Annotated in this window: 16 protein-coding genes and 1 pseudogene; 5 read left to right on the forward strand and 12 right to left on the reverse strand. The window is 65.8% G+C overall.

Annotation, left to right across the window (positions count from 1 at the left end; all coding sequences use genetic code 11):
• Nucleotides 1-7 precede the first annotated feature (7 nt).
• Complete coding sequence (locus tag G6N36_RS01975) at nucleotides 8-637, forward strand: PaaI family thioesterase (protein ID WP_163690315.1); 630 nt, start codon at nucleotides 8-10, stop codon at nucleotides 635-637.
• Nucleotides 634-1,491 (forward strand): TIGR03619 family F420-dependent LLM class oxidoreductase, encoded by an 858-nt coding sequence (locus tag G6N36_RS01980; RefSeq protein ID WP_163684507.1) that lies wholly within the window; start codon nucleotides 634-636, stop codon nucleotides 1,489-1,491. Before G6N36_RS01975 ends, G6N36_RS01980 begins: the two co-directional genes overlap by 4 nt.
• Before the next feature lie 8 nt (nucleotides 1,492-1,499).
• On the opposite strand, the gene G6N36_RS01985 is transcribed toward G6N36_RS01980, so the two are convergent.
• The 5 genes from G6N36_RS01985 to glnA form a co-directional block, all read right to left on the reverse strand.
• Entirely contained in the window at nucleotides 1,500-1,946 is a 447-nt protein-coding gene (locus tag G6N36_RS01985) for an SRPBCC family protein (RefSeq protein ID WP_163684509.1), read from the reverse strand.
• Between the two features lies 1 nt (nucleotide 1,947).
• Nucleotides 1,948-3,189, reverse strand: coding sequence for an RNA polymerase sigma factor (locus tag G6N36_RS01990; RefSeq protein WP_163684511.1), 1,242 nt, complete (start codon nucleotides 3,187-3,189; stop codon nucleotides 1,948-1,950).
• A gap of 18 nt (nucleotides 3,190-3,207) precedes the next feature.
• Nucleotides 3,208-3,555 (reverse strand): YciI family protein, encoded by a 348-nt coding sequence (locus G6N36_RS01995; RefSeq protein WP_163684513.1) that lies wholly within the window; start codon nucleotides 3,553-3,555, stop codon nucleotides 3,208-3,210.
• A gap of 136 nt (nucleotides 3,556-3,691) precedes the next feature.
• A complete protein-coding gene (locus tag G6N36_RS02000) occupies nucleotides 3,692-4,228 on the reverse strand; it encodes a DoxX family protein (RefSeq protein WP_163684515.1) in 537 nt (178 codons plus the stop codon).
• A 95-nt stretch (nucleotides 4,229-4,323) separates the two neighbouring features.
• Entirely contained in the window at nucleotides 4,324-5,760 is a 1,437-nt protein-coding gene (gene glnA, locus G6N36_RS02005; protein ID WP_163684516.1) for a type I glutamate--ammonia ligase, read from the reverse strand.
• A gap of 166 nt (nucleotides 5,761-5,926) precedes the next feature.
• Here glnA and G6N36_RS02010 point away from each other — a divergent pair, with 166 nt between their 5' ends.
• Nucleotides 5,927-6,409 carry an RDD family protein gene (locus G6N36_RS02010; protein ID WP_163684518.1) on the forward strand — a complete coding sequence of 161 codons (483 nt, stop codon included), beginning with the start codon at nucleotides 5,927-5,929 and terminating at the stop codon, nucleotides 6,407-6,409.
• A gap of 89 nt (nucleotides 6,410-6,498) precedes the next feature.
• Here the strand turns inward: G6N36_RS02010 and G6N36_RS02015 are convergent, their stop codons facing one another.
• Genes G6N36_RS02015 through sucB form a run of 5 tightly spaced genes read right to left on the reverse strand, consistent with a single transcriptional unit; the run spans nucleotide 6,499 to nucleotide 11,723 of the window.
• Entirely contained in the window at nucleotides 6,499-7,251 is a 753-nt protein-coding gene (locus tag G6N36_RS02015; protein ID WP_083125426.1) for a DUF4191 domain-containing protein, read from the reverse strand.
• Nucleotides 7,252-7,255: 4 nt separating this feature from the next.
• Entirely contained in the window at nucleotides 7,256-8,257 is a 1,002-nt protein-coding gene (gene lipA, locus G6N36_RS02020; protein WP_163684520.1) for a lipoyl synthase, read from the reverse strand.
• On the reverse strand, nucleotides 8,254-8,946 hold the full coding sequence (gene lipB / locus G6N36_RS02025; protein WP_163684522.1) for a lipoyl(octanoyl) transferase LipB: 693 nt from the start codon (nucleotides 8,944-8,946) through the stop codon (nucleotides 8,254-8,256). Before lipB ends, lipA begins: the two co-directional genes overlap by 4 nt.
• Nucleotides 8,947-8,963: 17 nt before the next feature.
• Nucleotides 8,964-9,872 carry a TIGR01777 family oxidoreductase gene (locus G6N36_RS02030; RefSeq protein ID WP_163684524.1) on the reverse strand — a complete coding sequence of 303 codons (909 nt, stop codon included), beginning with the start codon at nucleotides 9,870-9,872 and terminating at the stop codon, nucleotides 8,964-8,966.
• 24 nt (nucleotides 9,873-9,896) lie between these two features.
• Complete coding sequence (sucB, locus tag G6N36_RS02035; RefSeq protein ID WP_163684527.1) at nucleotides 9,897-11,723, reverse strand: 2-oxoglutarate dehydrogenase, E2 component, dihydrolipoamide succinyltransferase; 1,827 nt, start codon at nucleotides 11,721-11,723, stop codon at nucleotides 9,897-9,899.
• 148 nt (nucleotides 11,724-11,871) lie between these two features.
• Here sucB and G6N36_RS02040 point away from each other — a divergent pair, with 148 nt between their 5' ends.
• Together G6N36_RS02040 and G6N36_RS02045 are read left to right on the forward strand one after the other, a co-directional pair.
• Nucleotides 11,872-12,225 carry an oxidoreductase gene (locus G6N36_RS02040; RefSeq protein WP_170311102.1) on the forward strand — a complete coding sequence of 118 codons (354 nt, stop codon included), beginning with the start codon at nucleotides 11,872-11,874 and terminating at the stop codon, nucleotides 12,223-12,225.
• Between the two features lie 38 nt (nucleotides 12,226-12,263).
• A pseudogene (locus G6N36_RS02045) lies at nucleotides 12,264-14,014 on the forward strand (SDR family oxidoreductase).
• Nucleotides 14,015-14,112: 98 nt separating this feature from the next.
• Here G6N36_RS02045 and G6N36_RS02050 read toward each other — a convergent pair.
• Complete coding sequence (locus G6N36_RS02050; protein ID WP_163684531.1) at nucleotides 14,113-15,639, reverse strand: leucyl aminopeptidase; 1,527 nt, start codon at nucleotides 15,637-15,639, stop codon at nucleotides 14,113-14,115.
• Between the two features lie 18 nt (nucleotides 15,640-15,657).
• Complete coding sequence (locus G6N36_RS02055; protein WP_163684533.1) at nucleotides 15,658-16,743, reverse strand: adenylate/guanylate cyclase domain-containing protein; 1,086 nt, start codon at nucleotides 16,741-16,743, stop codon at nucleotides 15,658-15,660.
• Nucleotides 16,744-16,761 lie beyond the last annotated feature (18 nt).

Genomic DNA, 16,761 nt, shown 5'->3' on the forward strand with positions numbered 1-16,761 from the left:
AGTGAGTATGGACTTCGGGTTCGACATGATCAGCGATGCGGAGTACGAGCGCCAACGCGCGCTCTACGGCCCACTGACCGAATCGCTGCGCAGGCTCATCGACGCCGGTCTGCACACCGAGGTCGACGAGGGCACCGTGCGCGACGCCCAGGACAAGATCGACGCGTTGACCGCGCTGCTCGAAAGCAAGCAGCGCGCCGTCACGTCGACGCTGCGCCACGAGGCCACCGGGCGTCCGCTGGCGTGGGCCAATCCCGCTGTGGGACTGCGGAATGCGATCGCGCCACCGATGATCATCCACCACGAGGACAACGGACAGTGCTGGAGCGAATTCACCCTCAGCGGCGCCTACGAGGGGCCACCGGGGTGGGTGCACGGCGGCATCTGCGCCCTCGTGCTCGACCACCTGCTCGGCGAGGCGGCCAGCGAGGGGCTGACCCAACCGAAGTTCACCGGCACGATCTCATTGCGCTATTTGCGCGGCACGCCCCTGGGGCCGCTGCGCGCGGAGGCTTTTGTAGAGCGGTCCGAGGGTGTGAAGACTTTCGCCCGAGGCTATTTGAAGGATGCCGACGGCCCGACGGTCGAGGCGGAAGGCGTGTTCATTCGCCCGGCGTGGGCGCGTGACGCCGGATGAAAATCTATGTGAGCGCTGCCTTCCTCGACACCAGCGAAGTCGTCGAGATCGCAAAGGCCGCCGATGATCTCGGCTACGACGGTCTGGGCATCCCGGACCACGTCATCAACCTCGAGACGCTGAAGACGCCGTATCCGTATACCAAGGACGGCAAGCGGCGGTGGGAAGCCTTCACCGACTGGCCGGACCCCTGGGTGCTGATCGGCGCCCTCGCCATGGTGACGACGCGGCTGCGGTTCGTCACGACGGTCTACTTGCCCGCGATGCGCGACCCGTACTCGGCGGCGAAATCGATTGGCACGTCGGCATTGTTGGCCGGCGGGCGGTTGGAACTCGGTATCGGGGTCGGCTGGTGCGAGGAAGAGTTCATTTTGATGGGACAGCAGTTCGCCCGTCGCGGTAAGCGCACGGACGAGATGCTTGCGCTGATGAAGGAGCTCTGGAAGCCGGGCTGGACCGAGTTCGACGGCGAGTTCTACCAGACACCGCGGCTGGAGATGGAGCCGACGCCACCGCCCATTCCGATCTACGTCGGTGGGCTCTCCGACATCGCACTGCGCCGCGCCGCGAAACACGACGGCTGGATTGGCGACCTGATCAGCACCGACCAGGCGCTGATACGAGTGGAGAAGCTACGCGAATTGCGGGCCGCGCAGGGCTTGTCGATGGACGACTTCGTCGTGATCACCCCGCTGACCGACGCGTTCACCCCCGAACATTACGACCGCGCGACCGCGGGCGGAATCGACGGCATCATCACGATGCCGTGGATGTTCTACTCGGGACCGCTGGCCACCCTCGACGAGAAGATCGACGGTATGCGCAAGTTCCGCAAGGACATGGCGCTGGACTAGCGGCGACGCTAGCCGCCGGCTTCGAGGAGTGACTTGAGTCGAGCCAAATCCTGAGCATTGGCACGCTTGATCGCCCTCGCCAGCACCGGCGCTGCGAGTCCCCACAGACCCGAAGGTGTGCCGCGGTTGCGCAGCGTCATCTTCGTCGTGTCGTTGGGGCCGTCCTCCCATAGGTAGGTCGTCTCCATTGGGAATGGTCCTTGCGCGGTGCGCATCACGAATACTTTCTCCGGCCGCAGGTCGGCAACCTCGTAGGTGTAGCGCAACACGCGGCCGAGGAATCGGGCGACGAAACAGAAGCGCGATCCCACAACCGCGGGCCTGGGTGTTTCCCACTGCACCGACTTGATGTTGACGTACCAGGCGGTGGCGTTGTCCGGATCGGTGGCATAGGTGGCGACTTCGCTTCGGGGACGGGCAATCACAATCTCGCTCACGACGTCCACGGTTGTCATCTCACTCCTGGAATCGTTTCGCTGACCATTCGATGATGCGACGGTCGCGGTGCCGTCTTTCCGGTGCGGTGACCGCTTCCGTCAGTGACGCCCGAGTCGTCGCAATCGCCTCGTCGTACCTTCCTTCACGGGCCAACAGTTCCCCGCGCACCGCCAGACATCGCTGATCGACTTCGAGCTGTTCGACCTCACGTAATCCCGCTGCGGCGCCTTGGGATTCGGCCACTGCGACCGCCCGGGCCAGGGCCGCCGGTCCGGTGGGCTGCACCGACAGGAGCAAGTCGTATAGGCGGACGATCTCGGACCAGTTGGTCTCTTGATACGACGCCGCCCGTGAGTGCTGGGCGGCAATGGCGGCCTGCAGCTGGTAGGGGTCGGCAACACCGCCTGTGCGGCGCAAGGACTCGTCGAGCAACCGCAGGCCCTCCTCGATACTGTTCGTGTCCCACAATGTGCGGTCTTGTTCGGCAAGAGGTACCGGATTGCCATCGTTGCCAAGTCGTGCTTCGCGACGGGATTCGGTCAACAGCATCAGCGCCAACACCGCCATCGGTGACGGTTCATCGGGCATCAAACCGTGTACGAGTCGTGCCAGTCGCAGGGACTCGCGGGCACCGTCTGGGTCGGTGAGGTGTTCTCCGCCCGACGCGCTGTGTGCGATCGTGTACGACGTGTGCAGCACCGCACACACCGCGGCAAGCCGTAGCGGCAGGTCTTCGTCGGCCGGTACCCGGTACGGGATGCAGGCGCGAGCGATCTTGGCGCGAGTCCTGGTGAGCCGCTTGGACACCGCCGCCTCACTCGTCAACAACACCGCCGCAATCTGTGCGGGCGACAGGCCACAGAGCGTGCGCAGTGCAAGCGTCACTTGGGCGTCTAACGCCAACGCCGGGTGGCAACACGTGAAGATCAGCCGCAGATGATCATCCGCAACCACCGAATCGGCCGGCGACTGGGGCGCCGCGAGTGTCATGCTGGCGCGTTCCTTCGCGCTGCGCGCGCCCTCCCGGCGCAACAGGTCAACGGCTACGCGGCGCGCGGTCACGGTCAACCAGGCACGCGGCTCGTCAGGCACCCCATTGTGCGGCCAGTCCCGTAGCGCGCGCACCGCCGCCTCCTGGACCGCGTCCTCGGCAATCTGTACCGATCCGACAGTGCGGATGAGGGTAGCCAGAATGCGTGCACCCTCCGTCCGCACCGCCGTGTCCAGCGTCTGCCCGGTGTCGATGAAACCGTCCACCATGGTCGGGTTTGTTGGCGCCTAGCCGAATTCGATGACGGGGCGTACCTCCACCGCGCCGTCCCACGCGGCCGGGATCTCCGCGGCGATGCGCAGTGCCTCGTCCAGATCCGCGGCCTCAATGAGGTAGAACCCGGTCAACGCTTCCTTTGTCTCGGCATACGGGCCATCACTGGTCACGACGTCCCCACCGCGAGCCCCGGTCACGCGGATGGTCGTGGCTGTACTCGTCGGATACAGCGCGTTACCGCCCCGGATCTGGGCGGCGTGGTCCTGCCCGAACTTCATGTACTCAGCCATCGCCTCGCTTTCCTCGGGCGATGACCAGTCGACGTCCCTGGTGTAGGTGAGTGCGGCGTACTGCGGCATGGTGAGTCCTCTCTTATCCACACGTCATGAGCCGGACCGATTCCGGAATCTCATCACAAGGACGAATGACAGAACCCGCAACAGGACAACTCGCCGAAGAAACATTTCGGCAATGGCAGGCCGCAATCAGAAGAAGCTAGCGGCGGCGAAACCGACTCAGCAGTCCGCCCCGGCGGACGGGCTGACCGGTCGCATAGCCCGCCGGCGCGGCGGTTCCGGTCACCACACGGCCCGGCGCCACACCTCCCCCGCGGGGGCGGCGTCGGGCATCCACCGACCAGGTGCCAGCACCCATCCCGGCCAGCAGCAGGAAGCCGAAGCAGAACAAGAGGGCCATCTCACCGCCGTTGGCGATCGGCCAGAACGATGCCGGCGGACCCTCCAGCGGCGGCCAATGCATCCAGAAGTATGCGACCGCCATCTGGCCGGATGCGATGAACGCCGCGATTCGGGTGAAGAGTCCGAGCGTGATCAGAATGCCCAGCACAAATTCGAGCAACCCCGCCCACCAGGCCGGCCATGCGCCGACTTCGATGGGCATCGGCGCCGCGATCGGCCAGTCGAACAGCTTCTGCGTGCCGTGCAACGTGAAGAGCAGACCGGTGATGATGCGAAAGACGCTGAGAAACGGTGAGGAGTAGCTGGCGAGGCGGGCGTCCAGATTGGTCGTCATGTGCTGCAACCCTACGTGAGGACGGACAAAAATTTGAGAGCTGAATGCCCGAAGGGCCGGTGGCGCAAACGCCACCGGCCCTTCGGTAAAGCTTTTTACACGTCGTAGTACAGGGCGATCTCGTAGGGGTGAGGACGGATCTGCACGGGCATGATCTCGTTCTCCCGCTTGTAGGAGATCCAGGTCTCGATCAGGTCCTCGGTGAAAACGCCACCCTCGGTGAGGTATTCGTGATCCTCCTCGAGTTTGTCGATCACCGCGGACAGCGACGTCGGAGCCTGCGGGATGCTGGCGGCCTCGTCCGGCGGCAACTCGTAGAGGTCCTTGTCGACCGGCGCCTGCGGCTCGATCTTCTTCTTGATGCCGTCCAGGCCGGCCATCATCATCGCCGCGAACGCCAGGTACGGGTTACCCGAACTGTCCGGGCAACGGAATTCGAGGCGCTTGGCCTTCGGGTTGTTGCCGGTGATCGGGATACGCACACACGCCGAGCGGTTGCGCTGGCTGTACACCAGGTTGATCGGCGCCTCGTAGCCCGGCACCAGGCGCTTGTAGGAGTTCACCGTCGGGTTGGTGAATGCCAGCAGCGACGGTGCGTGGTGCAGGATGCCGCCGATGTAATGGCGTGCCGTGTCCGACAGTCCCGCGTATCCAGACTCGTCGTGGAACAGCGGCTCGCCGTCCTTCCACAGCGACTGGTGTGCGTGCATGCCGGATCCGTTGTCGCCGAATAGCGGCTTGGGCATGAACGTGACCGTCTTGCCGGCCTGCCATGCGGTGTTCTTGATGATGTACTTGAACAGCAGCAGGTCGTCGGCCGCATGCAGCAGCGTGTTGAACTTGTAGTTGATCTCGGCCTGTCCGGCCGTGCCCACCTCGTGGTGGCCGCGCTCCAGGACGAAGCCGGCGTTCTGGAGGTTGGTGCACATTTGGTCGCGCAGGTCGACGTAGTGGTCGTACGGTGCGACGGGGAAGTATCCGCCCTTGGGGCGCACCTTGTAGCCGCGGTTGGCGCTGCCGTCGGCCTCGATCGGTTCCCCGGTGTTCCACCAGCCGGCTTCGGAGTCGATCTCGTAGAAGGTGCCGTTCATCTTCGAGTCGAAGCTCACCGAGTCGAAGATGTAGAACTCGGCCTCGGCGCCGAAGAAGCAGGTGTCGGCGATGCCTGTGCTGGCGAGGTAGTTCTCCGCCTTGCGGGCCACGTTGCGCGGGTCGCGCGAGTACGCCTCGCGGGTGAACGGATCGTGCACGAAGAAGTTGAGGTTCACCGTCTTGGCGGCACGGAACGGATCGATACGCGCCGTCTCTGGGTCGGGCAAGAGCATCATGTCGGATTCGTGGATCGACTGGAAGCCGCGCACCGACGAACCGTCGAAGGCCAAACCGTCCTCGAAGACACTCTCGTCGAATGCGGACGCCGGAATCGAGAAGTGCTGGACCACGCCGGGCAGATCGCAGAACCGGATGTCGACGTATTCGACTTCCTCGTCCTTGATCAACTTGATGACGTCGTCAGCCGTCTTTTCTGCCACTGAGAACTCTCCTTATATCTGGTAACCCGCGCGTAGACGCTATGGATTTGATGTTGCACGGTCGTCAACCGCATGTTGCGCCGAAGTTACGCAATGTCCCGGAGGACTCCGGCCGCGGCCGGCGGGCTCGTCTGTGCTCCATCGATTTCCCGCATATCCTGACAGTATGACCCGTTCCCTGGGGTCCTGGCTGTCGGGTTCGGACCCGAGCGGCGAATCAGGAGCCAACGAATACCCCGGTCAGCGCCTCGGCCTACCCCCGTCCGGTCCCGGGTCGATCGCCGGCTTCGGCAGGCGCATCGCCGCGTTGCTGATCGATTGGTTCATTGCGTACGGGCTGGTGGGTCTGCTCGTCGCGGTCGGTGTGATGAACCAGCAGACCTTCCTCTACACCCCCCTGGGATCCACCTCTATTGCGGTGGTCTGGGTCGTGCTCGGCATCGTCTCCGTGCGCCTGTTCGGATTCACACCGGGACAGCTGGCACTCGGCGTGCGGGTGGCCTCCATCGACAATCGGATTCACGTGGGCCTCGGCCGCGCGACCGTACGCGGGATCCTGGTGTTCTTCGTGATTCCGGCGCTGTTCACCGACAGCGATCTGCGCGGCTACCAGGACCGCTTCACGGGCACGGCGGTCGTCAAACGCTGATGCCTCGCGCGCTGGCCGCTGCCACCGCGACAGTGCCGCCGGCGGCCGTCAGCAGTGTGCGGCGCGTGAGATGCGAGCGATCACCGGTATCACTTCCTGCGGACGGTGCGTTGCACGCCGCGCATCTTGGCCTGTGCCGGCAACGGGCCCTTCGGCATCGCGGCTGGTCCGATCTTGCTGCCGAGCGCCGCCAGCCGCGACTCCAGTGAGTCCATCTGCTTGACGGTGATGTTCGCGGGGAGCTTGTTGAGGTGGCGTTCGAGCTTGGCGAGCGGAACCTCGTCCTCGCCGTTGCCGATCACGATGTCGTAGATCGGGACGTCGCCCACCAGTCGCGCGGTGCGTTTCTTCTCCTGAGCCAGCAGCGGCTTGACCCGCGACGCCGAACCCTCACCCACGAAGATCACGCCGGGACGCCCGATCACCCGGTGCACCGCGTCGAAATGACCGGTGGCCGCGACGCCGGGGGTAACCCGCCACTTGCCGCGCAGATTGTCCAGCGCCCACGCCGCCGCGCCAGTCTGTCCTTCGGCCTTGCGGTACACCGACTTCTGCGCCCGGCGGCCGAAGATGATGAATGCGACAAGCGCTCCAAGAACCACGCCCAGCGGGATCATCAGGTACGTGGTGAACCCGCCGGCGAAGATCCCGAGGGCCACCGAGGCCGCCACGATCAGCACGAACGCGCCGATCATGTAGGGCAGGAGCCGCTTGTCCTCTTTTCGCTGAATCTGGAAGGCCTGCCACAGCTGGCTGCGGCGCTGCTTTGAGGCCGCCTTGCGAGCCGCCTTGGCCTCGGCCTTGGCCGCCTTGTTCGCGGCGGTATTGCGGGGTTTTGCCATTTGTTCAGGATACGGATTGCGATGCCACCGACGTCGCGGCTCCGGTGGAGTCCGCAGGCCGAGCCGCGACGGCTTGTGCATACAGGCGTCCCGCACGGTACGACGACCGCACCAGCGGGCCGGCGAGCACACCGGCGAAGCCGAGCTCGGTGGCGAAGCGTTCGTGTTCGACGAACTCCTCGGGCTTGACCCAGCGCTCGACGGGGTGATGCCGCACCGACGGTCGCAGGTACTGCGTGATGGTGACGAGGTCGCAACCCGCCTCATGCAGATCGGTCAATGCCGCACACACCTCGTCCGGTGTCTCGCCCATGCCGAGTATCAGGTTGGACTTGGTGACCAGACCGGCGGCGCGCGCCGCGGTCAGCACCGAAAGGCTGCGTTCGTAGCGGAAGCCCGGCCGGATCCGTTTGAAGATGCGGGGCACCGTTTCAACGTTGTGCGCCAACACTTCTGGCCGCGCCTTGAACACCTGGGCCAGCAGTTGCGGATCGGCGTTGAAGTCGGGGATCAGCAACTCCACGCCGGTGTTCGGGTTCAGCTGTTTGATGGCGCGGACGGTCTCGGCGTACAGCCAGGCACCGCCGTCGGGAAGGTCGTCGCGGGCCACCCCGGTGACCGTCGAATAACGCAGTCCCATCGCCTGCACACTTTCGGCGACGCGGCGCGGCTCGTCACGGTCGAGTTCGGCGGGTTTGCCGGTGTCGATCTGGCAGAAGTCGCAGCGCCGGGTGCACTGCTCGCCGCCGATGAGGAACGTGGCCTCCCGGTCCTCCCAGCATTCGAAGATGTTCGGACAGCCCGCCTCCTCGCAGACGGTGTGTAAGCCCTCGCGACGGACCAGCGCCTTTAGGTCCTTGTACTCCGGCCCCATCTTGGCCCGAGTCTTGATCCACGGCGGCTTACGCTCGATCGGCGTCTCGGCATTGCGCACCTCGAGACGCAGCAGCTTTCGGCCCTCCGGAGCCGCATGACCGGCGGCGTTGGACCCGCGAGCGATTGTCACTGCGTCAATGCTACCGACAGGCGGCCGTCGAGGGCGGCACCGACGGCTGCGGCCACCGGCTCGATGACATCGGCGACCCGGATCTGCCGGCCCAACTCAGCGGTCAACGAGGTGACCCCGGCATCGGAGATGCCACACGGCACGATCGCCGAGAACGCCGACAGGTCACAATCGCAGTTCAGCGCGAACCCGTGCAGTGTCGTCGATCGCGACACCCGGATACCGACGGCGGCCACCTTGCGGGCCGGAGCGGCAGCCGATCTCGAGGACGACCCACGCACCCACACCCCGGAGCGGCCCTCGATCCTGCACGTCTCCAAGCCGAGGTCAGCGCACACCGTGATGAGCGACTCCTCAAGGCGCCGAACAAAATTCACCACGTCCAACGGCTCGGCCAGACCGATCACCGGATAGCCCACCAACTGTCCGGGACCGTGCCAGGTGATCTTGCCGCCGCGGTCGGTATCGATGACAGGAACGTCGGCGGTGCCGGGCCTCTCACTGGGCAGGGTGCGCTTGCCCGCCGTGTAGACCGACGGATGTTCGAGCAGCAGCAGTGTGTCGGGGCCGCCTGCGACGCGCGCGTCGGCCAGCTCGCGCTGCAGCTGCCAGGCCTGCCGATAGTCGACGGTACCGAGTCGTTGCACGTCGATGGGTGTCGTCACCGACCGAATGGACACTGGCGCCATGTCTTTGACGGTACGCGCTAGCCGGCCTTCGGCGCGGTGGCGAACGCCAGCGCCTCGCCGATCGTGTTGTGGTGGAACTCGAATCCGGCGCGCTCGAGGGCGGCCGGAATGGCGCGCTGGCCTCCGAGCAGGCCTTCGTCGGCGAACTCGCCGAATGCGGCGCGCAATGCGAAGCCGGGCACCATCAGCGGTGTGGGGCGATTCACTGCGCGCCCAAGGGCGGTGGTGAACTCGGCGTTGGTCACCGGTGCGGGTCCGGTCAGGTTCACCGGACCCGACAACTCGTCCTTGTTGATAGCGAACAGTATTGCGCGGACCTCGTCCTCCAGGCTGATCCACGGCATGTATTGGCGTCCGTCGCCGAGCCGGGCGCCCAGGCCAAGCGAGAACAGCAGTTTGAGGCGGCCGAGCACCCCGCCGGCATCCGTCAGCACCAGTCCACTGCGCAGCAGTACCACCCTGGCGCCACTACGCTCGGCAACCGCCACCGCGGCCTCCCAGTCCTGGCTCAATTGAGCCAGGAAGCCGTCGCCTGGGGGTGTGGTTTCGTCGACGGTGCGGCTGCCGGTATTGCCGTAGTAACCCACCGCGCTGGCGTTGACGAGCACCGGCACACCGGCTTCCGCGACCGCGGCGGACAACACCTCGGTCGGCCCGATACGGCTGTCGCGCAGGGCCTGCTTGAACGCCCCCGACCATCGTTTGTCGCCGACGTTGACACCGCACAGGTTCACCGCGGCGTCGACCCCGGCCAACGCGCCCGGGTCGAATTCGCCGGTGTCGGGGTTCCAAAACACCTCGTCGGGGTTCGACGGTGCGCGGCGCACGATCCGCAGCACCCGGCGATCGGTGGCCCGCAGGGCGTACACCAAAGCAGACCCGATGAGGCCGGACGATCCGGCGATCGCAATGACGGCGTCGGACACGACGGACGGCAGTCCTTCCCGGTCTTAGAGACCCAGTTCGGCCTCGAACGCGCCGTCCTCGAGACGCCGCTTGATGGTGGTCACGAAACGCCCGGCGTCTGCGCCGTCGATCAGTCGGTGGTCATACGTCAACGGCAGGTAGCAGATGGACCGCACACCGATCGACTCGTTACCCGAATCGTCGACGATCACCCGCGGCCGCTTCACGATCGCGCCGGTGCCCAGCATCGCCGCCTGCGGCGGAACGAGGATCGGGGTGTCGAGCAGCGCGCCCTGGCTGCCGATGTTGGTGATGGTGAACGTGCCGCCGGACAGTTCGTCGGGTTTAAGGTTGCCCGAACGCGCGCGATCCGCGATATCGGCGATCGCGCGGGCCAACCCGGCGAGCGACAGGTCCCCGGCGTTCTTGACCACCGGCGAAAGCAAGCCCTGCTCGGTGTCCACCGCGAAGCCGAGGTGCTCGGCGTCGTAGTAGGTGATCTCCTTGGACTCTTCGTTGTAGCTCGCGTTGACGTTGGGATGCGTCTTCAGCGCATCGATCACCGCGCGTGCGATGAACGGCAGGTACGTGAGGTTGACGCCTTCGCGCTCGGCGAAGTCCTTCTTCGCCCTGGCCCGCAGCGCGACCACCTTGGTCATGTCGACCTCGTGGGTCTGCGTCAACTGCGCTGTGGCCTGCAGGGATTCACGCGTCTTCTTCGCGGTGATCTGCCGGATCCGGTTGGCCTTCTGCGTGGTGCCGCGCAGATGCGCCAGCGCGGGTGCCGGAGTGGCCGGCTGCTGCGGTGCGGCGGCGCGGGTCGCAGGCGCCTGGGCGGCCGGCTCGGCCGCCGGTGCCTTCTTGGCTTCGGCGGCGGCGAGGACATCCTGCTTACGGATGCGTCCCCCGACGCCGGTTCCCTTCACCGAGGCCAGGTCGACGTCGTTCTCGGCGGCCAGCTTTCGGACCAGCGGCGTCACATACGGCGAGCCGTCACCCGACGGCGCGTCGGACTCGGGTTTTGCCTGCTGCTTGGGCTCGAGTTTGGGTTCCGGCTTCGGCTCGGGTTCGGCCTCTTGCTTGGGTTGCGGCTCGGGCTCGGACTTGGCTTCTTGCTTGGGTTCCGGCTTGGCTTCTTGTTCGGGCTCGGGCTCGGGCTCGGGCTCCGGCTCCGGTTCCGGTTCCGGTTCAGACTCGGCTGCGGCGTCCGCGTCGCCGATCTTGGCCAGCTCGCCGCCGACCTCGACGGTGTCGTCCTCTTCGGCGGTGATGGACACCAGCGTGCCGGCCACCGGCGACGGGATCTCGGTGTCGACCTTGTCGGTGGACACCTCGACAAGCGGCTCGTCGACCTCGACTGTGTCGCCGACTTTCTTCAGCCAACGGGTCACGGTGCCCTCGGTCACCGACTCACCGAGCTCGGGCATCTTCACCGACGTGGCGGAGCCCGATGACTTGGCGGCCGGCTTGGACTCGGGCTTGGATTCCGGCTCGGGCGCTTCTTCTTCTTCTTCCTGCTCCTCGGCGGCGGGCTCCTCCTGCGCGTCAGGTTCTTCGGCCGGCTTGGGCTCTTCCTCGGCAGGCTTCTCGTCGGGCTCGGAGTCGGATCCGGAGTCATCGCCGCCTGATTCGCCCGCCTCGCCGATGACGGCCAGCTCGCCACCGACCTCGACGGTGTCGTCCTCCTGGGCCACGATCTTCTGCAGCACACCGGCCGCGGGAGAGGGGATCTCGGTATCGACCTTGTCGGTGGACACTTCCAACAGCGGCTCGTCCTGCTCGACCGTGTCTCCCTCTTGCTTGAGCCAGCGGGTGACAGTCCCCTCGGTGACGCTCTCACCGAGTGCGGGCATCTGAACGGAGATGGCCATGCGTTTGGGCTCCCTCGAACGGTCTGTCGCAGGTGGTCGATTTATCTGTTCCCATCCTGTCACGTCTGTACCAAGCTTTCGCCGCAGACTCGGTGAGCCGATGCTCTGGCACTATCGAAGGAGGTAGACGAAGGGAGTGCGGCCCGAGGTGGGTATGTTCGACAGATTCGCGCGCGGTGCGCGCAAGTCAAAGGGCGGCGGGAACGACCCGGCCGCGGATCTGCAGTACCTCCGCCAGTGGGTTGCCGACCACCACGGTGTCGAAGCATTCGTAGAACCGCGCACCACCGTCACCGACGTCACGGTCGTGCTGGTGGCTGCCGACGGTGAGTGGACGAGGCGACGTGCCGGGGGAGACGCCGGAGCGCGCAGGCTGTCGGACCGGCTCAACATCCCGGTCTACGACGTCCAGAAGGTCGGGTATCCGCAGCGGATGCGCGATTACGACGCTCGACGCCGGATCGAACGCAAACGTGCCGCCCGCGAGGAGCTCGAGGGCTGATACGGTACCAGCGGTCCCACTAACTCGCGGGAGGCTTGATGCAGTTCGTCGACAGCAGCGGCGGCGTTCAGATCGCGTCTACGAAGAAGGCAATCCCGATGGCCCAACGATCGTGCTGGTGCACGGCTGGCCCGACTCCCATGTGCTGTGGGACGGCGTCGCTCCACTGTTGGCCGACCGGTTCCGCATTCTGCGCTACGACAACCGCGGATCCGGGAACTCATCGGTGCCGAAACCGACCTCCCAGTATCGGATGTCTTGCTACGCCGACGATTTCGCCGCGGTGACCGACGCCCTCGCACCCGGCGAGAAGGTGCACGTGCTGGCGCACGACTGGGGGTCGGCGGGTATGTGGGAATACCTTGCGCTCCCCGGTGCCAGTGACCGCGTCGCATCGTTCACGTCTGTCTCAGGCCCGAGCGGCGATCATGTGAATCGGTTCATCATTGGCAATCTCAAACAGCCGTACCGACCACGGCGGTTTCTGCAAGCACTGAGCCAACTGGCCCGATTCACGTACATGGGTTTGTTCTCGATTCCCGTGGTGGCGCCGCTTGCAGTGCGGTTCGCCGTCGCCGAGGGGCTTACGCGCGCGCTCATGACCCGGGATGGCATTCCCGCCGATCAGATGCACCATTCGGCCACCTTTAAGTCCGATGCAGTCAACAGCCTGAAGGTGTACCCGGCGAACTATTTCCGCACGATCGTTTCCGCCAGAACCGACCACTACGTCGACGTGCCGGTTCAGGTGATTGTCAACTCGAGAGATCCGCACGTGCGACCACACGTCTTCGACGACACCCATAAGTGGGTGCCGCGACTGTGGCGACGTGACATCAAGTCGGGCCACTGGGCGCCGCTGTCACATGCCGGGGTGCTGGCGCGGTCGGTCCACCAGCTCGTCGACTTCCTCGAGGGCAAGCCGCCGAGTAGAGAGCTGCTACGTGCGCAGGCCGGCCGTCCTCGCGAAGAGTTCGGCGACACGCTGGTTTCCGTCACCGGCGCCGGCAGCGGTATCGGTCGCGCGACCGCCCTCGAATTCGCCCGGCTGGGAGCCGAATTGGTGGTCAGCGACGTCGATGAAGCGGGCGTGAAGGAAACTGCCGCCACGATCATGTCGCGGGGCGGGGTGGCTCATCCGTACGCCCTCGACGTCGCCGACGCCGACGCCGTCGAGCGGTTCGCCGAGCAGGTGTGCGCCGAACACGGTGTCCCCGATGTCGTTGTGAACAACGCCGGAGTAGGTCACACGGGCATGTTCCTCGACACGCCCCGAAGCGAGTACGATCGCGTGCTCAACATCAATTTCGGCGGAGTCGTCAACTGCTGCAGGTCATTCGGGCGCAGGTTGGTCGACCGTGGTACAGGTGGGCACGTCGTCAACGTCTCGTCGATGGCGGCGTACTCGCCACAACAGTCGATGAATGCCTACGCCACCAGCAAGGCCGCCGTGTTCATGTTCGGCGACTGTCTGCGCGCTGAACTCGATCAGGCCGGCGTCGGATTGACGACGATCTGCCCCGGCGTCATCGATACGAACATCGTCCACACGACCCGGTTCGACGTGCCCGCCAACAAGACGGCGAAGGTCGAAGCGCGCCGTAAGCAGATTGAAAAGGCTTTCTCTGCAAGGCGTTACGGCCCGGAGAAGGTGGCCAAGGCCATTGTCTCGTCGGTGCGCAAGAACAAGGTGATCCGGCCCGTCGCGCCCGAGGCTTACGTCCTCTATGGCGTTTCACGTCTGCTGCCGCAGGTGATGCGCAGCACCGCCCGCGGCAAGGTTCTCTAGTTCGTCGAGCGTCCGCCACCGCCTCGAGTGTGGGGTTGTGTCACGCCCAACCGGCCTATTGTTTGCCGGGTAACCCACGGTCGCCGTAGGTTCGGACGTTAGCCGTTCTCGGCGATGTCTTCCAGGACGGCGAACATCGTCCGCGTCGGGACGCCGGTGCCCCCCTTGCCCGTGTAGCCCCAGGGTCCGCCGGTGTTGTATGCCGGCGCCGCGATGTCGATGTGCGCCCACTGGACCCCGTCGGCGACGAACTCGCGCAGATACGTTCCGGCGACCAGCATTCCGGCGTAGCGCGAACCGCTCACGTTGGCGAGGTCGGCCACCGTCGACTTGAGGTCGTCCTTGAGCTCCTCGGGCAGCGGCATCGGCCACGCGTTCTCACCGGCCTGCTGGCTGCGGTCAGCCACCCGATCGCGGAACTCGTCGCTGCCCATCACGCCAGGGGTGCGCGCGCCCAGCGCAACGGTCTGGGCGCCGGTGAGCGTCGATGTCTCGATCAGGTAGTCGGGGTCGTCCTCGCAGGCTCGCACGATCGCGTCGGCCAGGATCAACCTGCCCTCGGCATCGGTGTTGAGCACCTCGACGGTGATGCCGCCGTACTGGGTGAGCACGTCGCCCGGTCGCTGCGCGGTCGCCGACGGCATGTTCTCGGCCATCGGCACCGTGGCGATGACGTCGATCGGCAGCTTCTGCTTGGCGGCCAGCACCACGGTGGCGATGACGGCTGCCGCACCGCCCATGTCGGAGGTCATGTGGTGCATGTTCGCGGCCGGCTTGATGGAGATGCCGCCGGTATCGAAGGTGATGCCCTTGCCGACCAGCGCGACCGTCTTCGATTTCTTGCCCTTACCCCCGCGGTGAGTGAGCCGGACCAGCCGGGGCGGACGCGACGAGCCCTTGCCGACTCCGATGATTCCTCCGTAGCCCGCCTTCTCGAGTGCCTTGTCGTCGAGCACCTCGACGTCCAGGCCCGCTGCCTTGCCCAAAGCCTCCGCGCGCTTGGCGAATTCGGCGGGGAAGAGGTGGCTGGGCGGAGTGTTCACGAAATCGCGCGCAGTCGCCACGGCGCTGGCGATGTCCGTCGCCCTGGCCGCGGCCTCCTTGGTCCTGGTCTTCCTGTCGGCCGTCAACGCCGTGATGGCGCGCAGGCCGTTGTCCTTGGGAGCGGTTTTCTCGCTGCGGAAGTCGTTGAAGCGGTAGGCCCCCAGGATCAGCCCCTCGATCGCGGCGCCCAGATCGATGTCCGACAGCGTGGTGATGACGTTCTCGACACCGTTGAGCGATCGCGCAGCGACGCCGGCCGCACGTCGGATCGTGTCCGCGGGCCACGCGTCGCGGTTCTTACCGAGCCCGACCGCTACCACGCTCGCCACCGGCAGCGACGGCGCGACGACCCGAGTGACCTGTTCGGAGCCGCCCTTCGCGCCGAGTGCCTCGAGGGCCACCTCGATCTCACCGACCGCTTCGGCGTCGAGGAACGGGTTGCCGACCACCGTTGCCTTGGCGTCCTCATCGGAGCCGCTGATCACGGCGACGACCAGCACGGAGTCGTCGACCTTGCGTTTGGGCAGCGACGAACTGACGGTGACGGTGGGGACCTGAAAACCGGTGCTAGCTGGGCTCACGAGCGATAACCATATCGCTCATCGGGCAAGGTGCAGGTCGTAGGCCGCGACAGGCTCATCGAAACCTTTGAGTGTCAACGGTTCCTGCGGAATGGCGGGCCATTCCGGCAGCTGGTCGCGGACGTCGGAGGAGGCCAGGATCTGGCCGGGAGCCGCCGCCGCGACAAGGCGGGCCGCCAGGTTCACCGGATTGCCGAAGTAGTCACCGTATATGCCCAGCACGGAGCCGTATCCGAGGCCGGCGCGCACCTTCAGGCCGGTCTCGCGGGCCCGCGGATGCTCGACGAGGTCGATCGCCACCTTGACCAGCAGCTCTGGTGTCGAGGTCACCCACATGACCTCGTCCCCGATGAACTTCACCACGCGGCCACCGTCGGTATGCACGATGTCCGACACCGAGCCGCCGAACTCCATGAGCAGATCCAACAGTTCGGTCGGGTCCATCACCTGCGTCAGTTGGGTGAAGCCGGTGAGATCGGCGAACCCGACGCCACATGTCACACTCGCCGACGCGTCGGTGATGACACCCTCGAAATGCGTTCTGGCACTGATGATGTGCTGTCGGAAAACCGCATCGATCAACACGCCGAAGGTCTGGGTGATCTCCGTGATTTCGCGATATGCCATCGCCGTGGTGAGTTCGTCGTTACTGATCGCCATCAGCAGGTCGGGTTGCGCCATCCGCACCATCGTCCCGCCCGCCTCGGCGACCCGCGCCATCGCGTTGCCGAGAGTCCGCAGAAAGGCGAGCGCAGGCTCGTCGCCGACCAGCTCCTTGATCGCGACCCACGTCCACAGCCCGTCGACGTCCAACTGACTCAGCGTGAGCGCGTCCGGGTCGGCGATGGTCAGTCCCAACGCGGTCCACGCGGTCGCCACCTCTGGCAGCGACACGCCCAGCGCGTCGGCGGCCGTCCGCAGACTGTGAATCGGACGACCCGGCCCCTGCAGCGCGTCGCCGGCCAGGCCGAACAGCCGGCCTCGGCGCTCGGCCTCGACCATCTCGTCGGCCGAGAACCCGAGCTTGTTCAGGTAATCGATCAAAGCCGCCCGGCCGCGCGCATTGGCGATTCCTGCGGCTTCGAGCGCGTCGAAATCGACCACTACCCGAGTCTGCCAGCG

Origin of the sequence: Mycolicibacterium gadium (genome assembly GCF_010728925.1) — a bacterium.
GTDB classification, from domain to species: Bacteria; Actinomycetota; Actinomycetes; order Mycobacteriales; family Mycobacteriaceae; genus Mycobacterium; species Mycobacterium gadium.